Annotated in this window: 6 protein-coding genes and 2 pseudogenes; 5 read left to right on the top strand and 3 right to left on the bottom strand. The window is 63.8% G+C overall.

Going from position 1 to position 7757, the window contains the following annotated elements:
* The coding region (locus ACFY2B_RS45850; protein WP_390768999.1) for a hypothetical protein at positions 1-1001 on the bottom strand (1001 nt) is incomplete at its 3' end.
* Positions 1002-1141: 140 nt separating this feature from the next.
* Between ACFY2B_RS45850 and ACFY2B_RS45845 the strand changes: the two are divergent.
* The 3 genes and pseudogenes from ACFY2B_RS45845 to ACFY2B_RS45835 all read left to right on the top strand — a co-directional run.
* Positions 1142-1569 (top strand): annotated as a pseudogene (locus ACFY2B_RS45845) (IS5/IS1182 family transposase); the annotation flags it as partial.
* A 529-nt stretch (positions 1570-2098) separates the two neighbouring features.
* Entirely contained in the window at positions 2099-3070 is a 972-nt protein-coding gene (locus ACFY2B_RS45840; RefSeq protein ID WP_390769001.1) for a hypothetical protein, read from the top strand.
* 153 nt (positions 3071-3223) lie between these two features.
* Positions 3224-4048, top strand: coding sequence for a hypothetical protein (locus ACFY2B_RS45835; protein ID WP_390768998.1), 825 nt, complete (start codon positions 3224-3226; stop codon positions 4046-4048).
* Positions 4049-4349: 301 nt separating this feature from the next.
* Here ACFY2B_RS45835 and ACFY2B_RS45830 read toward each other — a convergent pair whose 3' ends face one another.
* Complete coding sequence (locus ACFY2B_RS45830) at positions 4350-4757, bottom strand: hypothetical protein (RefSeq protein ID WP_390768997.1); 408 nt, start codon at positions 4755-4757, stop codon at positions 4350-4352.
* 328 nt (positions 4758-5085) lie between these two features.
* On the opposite strand from ACFY2B_RS45830, the gene ACFY2B_RS45825 reads away from it, so the two are divergent.
* The gene (locus ACFY2B_RS45825; RefSeq protein WP_390769000.1) at positions 5086-6015 is read left to right on the top strand and encodes a hypothetical protein; all 930 of its coding nucleotides are present in this window, start codon (positions 5086-5088) and stop codon (positions 6013-6015) included.
* Between the two features lie 7 nt (positions 6016-6022).
* On the opposite strand, the pseudogene ACFY2B_RS45820 reads toward ACFY2B_RS45825, so the two are convergent.
* Positions 6023-6616: pseudogene (locus ACFY2B_RS45820) on the bottom strand (IS5/IS1182 family transposase); the annotation flags it as partial.
* 140 nt (positions 6617-6756) lie between these two features.
* Here ACFY2B_RS45820 and ACFY2B_RS45815 point away from each other — a divergent pair.
* Positions 6757-7757: hypothetical protein (locus ACFY2B_RS45815; RefSeq protein ID WP_390768996.1), on the top strand; the 1001-nt coding region annotated here is incomplete at its 3' end.

The following is a 7757-nucleotide window of genomic DNA, read 5'->3' as shown; positions in this document are numbered from 1 at the left end:
TCCTGCCTCCGCTCGTCCAGCTTCACCTGCTCCTCGGGGGTCAAACCCGCACGACCACCCGCAACGCCTTTGGCCCAGGTATAGAAGGTATTCGGAGTTATTTTTTTACTTTTTGCGAATTCCCCCATACTCTTATTGGAACCCAAGAACTCTCTCAAAACCTCTGTTACCGCTTGGGGATCTGTCTTATTCTGCAAGCGCTCGTCCAGCTTCACCTGCTCATCGAGGGTCAAACCTGCGCGACCATCCGGAACCTTTGTACCTTTGGCCCAGCTATAGAAGGTGGTCCGATTTATGTTTTTATTTCTTGTGAAAATCGGCATAGTCTGGCCAGAACGCAAGAACTCTCTCAGGGTATCCGTTATTCCTTGAGGATTCGTCCTACTCGTCTTTTCCTGTGAACGCTCGTCCAGCCTCTCCTGCTCCTCGGGGGTCAAACCCGCACGACCACCCGCAATCGCTACACCTTTGACCCAGTTGGCCAAGGTAGACCGCTCCATGTTTTTATTTTTTGCGAATTCCGTCATAGTCCGATCGGAACCCAAGAACTCTCTCAAAATCTCTGTTACATATGGAGCCTTCCTGTCGATCTCTTTTTCCTGCGCACGCTCGTCCAGCTTCCCCCGCTCCTCGTCGGTCAAACCCTGACGACCACCCGGAACCTTTATGCCTTTGACCCAGTTGGCCAAGGTATTCCGCTCCATCTTTTTATTTTTTGCGAATTCCGTCACATTCTGACCGGAATCCAAGAACTCTCTCAAAACCTCTGTTACTTTTTGTGGATCCGTCCCGTTGTTCCTATTTTTCTGCTCGTCCAGCCTCCCCCGCTCCTCTTCGGTCAAACCCTGACGACCACCCGGAACCGCTGCGCCTTTGACCCATTCGAAGAAGGTCGACCGACCCAGATCTTTATTTTTTGCGAATTCCGTCATATTCTGACCGGAATCCAAGAACTCTCTCAGAATGTCTGTTACCCGTTCGGGAGTGGTGTGCTTCGGCATCGTGTGACCTCCGGTCGTCTGCGGTCGGGAGTCCCGGCCGCCCCAGGCTTTCCGGTGCTACAACGGGACTGATTCGCCGTAAGTTCATCCCGTCTTCCCCCGCGACCGTAACTGCTGGTCACGGGTGAGATGATCTCGATGTGGGTGGTGTGATCACGGCGTCGGAGCCGTCCTGGACAGCCCCGTTCACCGGACTGATCCCTCCCCGTTCGGCAAGCTCGTGACCGTACTGCGGCGCGAGGGTGCGGATGCGGTCCGCAGGGGCCGGCCGTGGAGCCTCCCGCTGGAGGACCGGGCTCCGCCGATCGCCGCGTACTGGCGCACGAACTTGACGATGCGCCGGCTCACCCCACTCTTCGTGGGCAGGTCGGCGGCGGACCGCATCATCGACCGCCTCGGACCCGTGCCCGTGCTCCACCCGCGCAAGCGGTTCGCCAAGGACACCGGGCTCATCGCGGACGGCATCCTGGGCTAGGCCCGGGACCACGCGGTGGCGGAGAAGTCCAGGAACGACAGGTTCTCGACCAATCACCAGGCCGTCATCGACGCCGACACCCGCCTGGTCGTCTGGAAGATCCTCCGAGACTGCCGCCACTCAAAGGCGGAGTACGCCGTGCCCACGTCGCCGTACGCTGCGGGGGTTGACTGGCGCGAGGCGCAGCAGTTGCAGCAGGAGATCAAGGAGCACAGCGAGGAAGGGCCGCTGCCGGGATCGGAGCAAGAACAGCTGCTGACACTCCAGCTGCGGCAGCGAATGTACAGGGTGGGACAGCGGGTTCAGCAGAGGACCGACGAGCTGAAGCGGTTGAGGCTTGTGTGGAGGCTGCCGCCCAGAAGATCACCCAACGGGATGCGGCACAGATGGCCGCCATGCCCCCATCAGCTGGCTCGCGTGGACGCCAGGCGGGACACGTCGGCTCAGCGTGAGGCCGTCAGGATGGCCAAGGAATTCGGGATGCCGGACTGCTGGAACGGCTCGGCAGCGCCGGTCGGGTGGAGTGGGGATCCGGCGCTGGGCGGGCTGGTGAACCGGATGCTGGTGCGGCGCGTTGCAGGGGCGTCGGAAACACCTGGAGAACGAAGGGGCGCGGAGCGCGATGCCACGGAAAAGCGATTTACCGGAAGCCGAAGAAGACAGCAGGAGCCGAATCGCGAAGCTACGGAACTGGGAGCAGCAGAAGCGGGCTCAGGCGGCGGAGGATGCGGACGGCACCATACGGGCACGGCACCGATTCGACTCGCAGCTCCTCCGGGCACGGAGAAGCGTTGAGCAGGACGAGAATCTGCTGCAGAGTGTGGCAAAGGACGTGTACAAGAATTATCAGCTGTTGTTGGGGTGGCCCGAGAAGCCGTCGGCGGGGTTGCGGGTGGCGTTGGCTTGGCCGAGTCTCGGTTTGTCGGGTTGGAAGCCGGTCATGGTGGATGTGCTGCAGCCGGAGAGTGGCCCGTCGGATGCGTCGGTTCCGTCGCTCATCGCCGATCCTTCGCTTGACCTGCGCGACTTCAGAGTGTCGCGTGAATTGCTGAATGTGGAGGGGGTGGACGAGCAGGTCTGCAGGACGGCGTCGCGCGTGCAAAATCATCTGAAGTCCCGGCTCGGTGACGAGGCGTTCGGGGAGGACGCGCAGCCCGGCTACTCGGCGCCGATGTTCGACAGTTTGAACGTGGACGAAGTCTTGGCCGATTTGACAGCAGGCAGGCTCGGCGGCGTGCACCACGGCGTTGGCGCGGCATCTCTGGCGCCCGGTTATTGGTCTGGGCCGGACGGTGCGGTCGCGGCCGACGTGAGTGGATACGGCGGGTACGCGCCTGCCGAGGGGGCGGCCCAGCCTTCCTGGGGGGATCCGGTGGCGTACTCGCCCTGGGGCAACCCCTACGGTGAGGTCGCCAGCCGGAGTGCGGCGTACCCGCCGGAGAACGCCTCACTGATTCCGCAGGGCATGGCGTACCTGCGGTCTGCGCCGCCCGCCGACTGGAGCGCCGGGACACAGGGGAACGCCGAGCCGGTGGCACCGTGGGCGTCGGCGACTGCCCAGGGCGCAGCCAGGGACGGTAAGAAGCCGCTTTGAACCGGGTGGTGGTGCGGCGAGTTGTAGTGGGGTCGGAGGCATCTGGAGAACGAAGGGGCACGGAACGTCATGCCACCAAGGCGAGACTACAAGCAGGAGCACCGGGCACGGAAAGCTGTTGAGCGGGATCGGGTCCGGGTAGAGGCAGCGGCGATGCGGGTGTATGGCGAATATCGGCCGCGGTTGGGGTGGCCGGAGGTGCCGCCGCCGGGGTTGAAGGTGGCGTTGGCTTGGACGAGTCTCGGTTTGTCGGGTGTGAAGCCGTTGGTGGTGTCGCTGAACGTGCCGCAGCCGGAAAGTGGCCCGTCGGGTGCTTCGGTGCCGTCGTTCATCGCCGATCCTGCGCTCAACTGGGCGCATGTCTCGGTGTTGGACGAATTGAAGCATAAGGGGGTGAGCGAACAAGCCTACGCGACGGCGAGTGCTTTCCGAATTCGTCTGAAGTCTTTGCTCCGGGCCGAGGAGGCCGGGGAATACGCCGTGTCCGCGTCGTCGAATGCGGGCCAGGGCGCCGGCGTCCATGGGCAGGGCGAAGCACAGCCCGGGGACACGGAGCCGATGTTCGGCCCTCTGGACGTGGACAAAATCCTGGCGGAGGAGTTGGTACGGCAGGAGTTGGCAGGGCGCAGCGGCTTGTACTCGGAGTCGGCGGCGCTCGATTCCTGGTCTGGGCCGGTTGATGCGGTCGCGCTCGACGTGAGCGGATACGGCGGGTACGCGCCTGCCGAGGGGGCGGCCCAGCTTTCCTGGGGGGATCCGGTGGCGTACTCGCCTTGGGGCAACCCGTACGGCGAGGACACCAGCCCGAGTGTGGCGGACCCGCAGTGGAACACCGCGGGACATTCGCTGGTCCCGGGGGCCACGGAGTACCTGCTGTCTGCGCCGCCCGCCGACTGGAGCGCCTGGGAAGCCGGGGACGAGGTGCCGGTGGCCCGACGGGTGTCGGCGAACCGCCCGGGGCGCAGCCAGGGACGGTAAGAAGCTGCTGTCTGTTCGGTCTTGAGCGGTGATGCCCGCTCGAACGCGGACTCCCGGTCGGGCCGCCCACTCCGGTCATCGCACGAGCCGCGGTCAGCGGTCGGCGGTTTCTCTTTCAGCGCCCCTTGGCTCCACTTGGGCGTGCACCATGGTCACCATGCCGATAACGCAGGGACGCGCCCAAGGACAGGAACACCAGGAGAAGGAGCAGCGGGCCCGACAGTAACTGGAGAGAACGCTGGGGCAGTTGCAGAAGCTGGTGCAACAGCGGGAGGACTCGCTGAAGCGGCGGCAGACCTGGTCAGGGCTTCCACGGGAAGCGTCGCCCGAAGAACACCTCCAGCGGCTGGAGGTACAGCAGCGGGAGCGCAGGCGGCAGCAGAAGATGCAGGAGCTGACCGATCGGCTGGTGGGGCTTGCCGGGCAGTTGTTGCAGCAGCAGCGGCCCGCACAGGCTCAGGGGCAGTCCAATCCGGAGGTTTCGGATGCCCGGGGGCTCCAAGAACTCAAGGAGCAATGCGCGGATCTGGACCGACGCGAGTCGCAACAGCTGCGGCAGGAGCAGGCGGAGCACGGCGCGGGGGAGCCGCTGCCGGGATCGGAGCAAGGGCAGCCGCTGACACCGGTGCAGCAGCGAATGCAGCAGGTGGGACAGCGGGTCGAGCAGGTGACCGACGAGATGGCGCGGCTCCACGGACGGCCGGGTCACGGGTCACGCACGTCGTCCCCGCAGCATGCGGTGCGGCCCACCACGCCCCCCGCTCGAACGGCCGGGCAAGGGCCTTCGACGCCAGTGCCGGCGGAAGCCAGGCGAGACAGGTCGGTTCAGGAGGAGCCCAGCGGCCTCAACAGCTCCGTCGCGTCGGCGGCTGCCGACTATGCGCCGGGAGTGAACAGCAGGCAGTCCTCACCCGCACCGCGCCCACAGACGGCCGCACCGGTGAGCACGGCCTACGTGGCCGCTTCCCACGGCGAGAACCGGCGCTCGCGCTGAACGCTGCCGGAAGCACCTGGAGAACGAAGGGGCCTGGAACGTCATGCCATCGAACAACGACAAGTCTGAATCCCGAGAAGCCAAAAAGCGCCGAACAGAGCGGGAGCGGTTGCAAAGAAAACGGGAGACGCCGGGGTACGCCGATGCGGAGCGGCAGCGGAGGAAGGACCAAGAACGGGAACGGAACCAGGAGCGACAGGCCGATCCGCAGGGGTACGAGGCACAGCAGATGGAGCGGAGGCAGGAGCTGTCACGGAGGCAGATGGATCCGGAGTACCGCGCCCAAAGGAAGAAGGAGGCGGACCGATTCCACCAACGGGCCTATCAGGCACGGAAACGTGGTGATCAGCCGGGTCGGAGGCCGGTCGTGGTGGAGCTGGAGGTGCCGCAGATGGAGGGTGGCCCGTCGGGTGCGTCGCTGCCGTCGTTCTCGCCGTACGCGGGCCAGGGCGCCGACGTCCATGGGCTGGGCGAGGCACAGCCCGGGTACCCGGAGCCGATGTTCGACGATGCGGACGTGAACGCAATCATGGAGGAGGCGACACGCAGCGGGCTCCACGGCGCTGACGCGGCGTCGGCGGCACTCGGTTCTTGGTCTGGGCCGGTTGACGCGGTCGCGCTCGACGTGAGCGGGTATGGCGGGTACGCGCATGCCGAGGGGTCGTGGCAGGCCCAGCCGCCCGGGGTGGACGCACTGTCGCAGGGGATGCAGGAGATGACGATCGCGGCTCCCGTGTCTGCTCAGGGATACGAGGTGGCGTTCTCGTCCTGGGGCGACGCCCATGGCGCGGGCACCGGCTGGAGTGCGGCGTACTCGGGGAACACCGCCGCGGGCCATGCGTTGGTTCCGCAGGCCACGGAGCACCTGCTGTCTGCGCCGTCCGCCGACTGGAGCGCCTGGGAAGCCGGGGACGAGGTGCCGGTGGCCCGACGGGTGTCGGCGAACCGCCCAGGGCGCAGCCAGGGACGGTAAGAAGCCGCTGTCCGGGAGGTCTTCGTTCTTGTGTCGGTGGTGGGGGTATGACGGGCCCGGTGGCGGGATGGCCGCTGTCGGTGGTCGCGGGTGTTCTGCCGGCGGCGGCTTTGGCGCTGGATTCCTCCTGCGCCTTGTAGCCGTTGTGGTTTCCGGTGAGGGGGTGGCCCGCCACGGTGACCAGGCGGGTGTCGGGGTCGATGACGGTCTGGTGGCTGCTGGAGTACCTGTGGTTCTTGGGCTGCTCCGCCATCGTGTGGTCCCGGGTCGGGACCGGGGTGCCGTCCGCGATGAGCCCGGTGTCCTTGGCGAACCGCTTGCGCGGGTGGAGCGCGGGCGTGGGTTTGGGGTGGTCGGTGCTGCGGTCCGTCGCCGACTTGCCCCCGATGGGTGGGGTGAGCCGGCGCATCGTCAAGTTCGTGCGCCAGTACGCGGCGGTCGGCGGAGCCCGGTCCAGCGGGAGGCTCCACGGCCGGCCCCTGCGGACCGCATCCGCACCCACGCGCCACAGTACGGTCACCAGCCTGCCGAACGGGCGAGGGATCAGCCCGGTGAACGGGGCTGTCCAGGACGGTTCCGACGCCGTGATCACACCACCCACATCGAGATCACCTCACCCGTGACCAGCAGTTACGGTCACAAGGGAAGACGGGATGAACTTACGGCGAATCAGTCCCGTTGTAGCACCGGAAAGTCTGGGGCGGCCGGGACTCCCGACCGCAGACGACCGGAGGTCACACGATGCCGAAGCACACCACACCCGAACAGGTAACAGACATCCTGAGAGAGTTCTTGGATTCCGGTCAGGATATGACGGAATTCGCAAAAAATAAAAAGATGGAGCGGAATACCTTGGCTAACTGGGTCAAAGGTATAAAGGTTCCGGGTGGTCGTCAGGGTTTGACCGACGAGGAGCGGGGGAAGCTGGACGAGCGTGTGCGGAAAACCGATCCTCAAAAAGTAACAGAGCTTTTGAGAGAGTTCTTGGGTTCCGGTCAGAATATGACGGAATTCGCAAAAAATAAAGAGATGGGTCGGACTACCTTCTTTGAATGGGTCAAAGGTATAAAGGTTGCGGGTGGTCGTCAGGGTTTGACCGACGAGGAGCGGGGGAAGCTGGACGAGCGTGTGCGGAAAACCGATCCTCAAAAAGTAACAGAGGTTTTGAGAGAGTTCTTGGAATCTAATCTGATTGGTTCGGAATTCGCAAGAAGTAAAAAGATTGGGCCGTCTGTCTTCTATAACTGGGTCAAAGGCGTAAAGGTTCCGGATGGTCGTGCGGGTTTGACCCCAGCGGAGCGGGAGCTTCTGGACGGGCGTTTTCAGGAAAATAGATGGGATAAGGAGGGTCCTCAAAAGGTAACACGAATATTGAGAGAGTTCTTGGAATCTGATCTGAGTGGTTCGGAATTCGCAAGAAATAAAAAGATTGAGCGGTCTGTCTTCTATCGCTGGGTCGGCGGTAAAAGGGTTCCGGGTGGTCGTGCGGGTTTGACCCCAGCGGAGCGGGGGCTCCTGGACGGCCGTTTGCGGGAAAATAGATGGAATCAGGCGGATCCTCAAAACGTAACACAAACTTTGAGAGAGTTCTTGGATTCTGATCTAAATATGGCTGAATTCTCAAAAATAAAAGATATAAGTCCGACTACGTTCTATAACTGGGTCAGCGGTAAAAAGGTTGCGGGTGGTCGTGCGGGTTTGACCCAGGCGGAGCAGGAGAGGCTGGACGAGCGGAGGCGGGG

This window comes from Streptomyces sp. NPDC001270 (assembly GCF_042896695.1).
Taxonomy (GTDB): domain Bacteria; phylum Actinomycetota; class Actinomycetes; order Streptomycetales; family Streptomycetaceae; genus Streptomyces.
The sequence above is the reverse complement of the archived record's forward strand: the minus strand, read 5'-3'. Positions and strand labels throughout refer to the sequence as shown.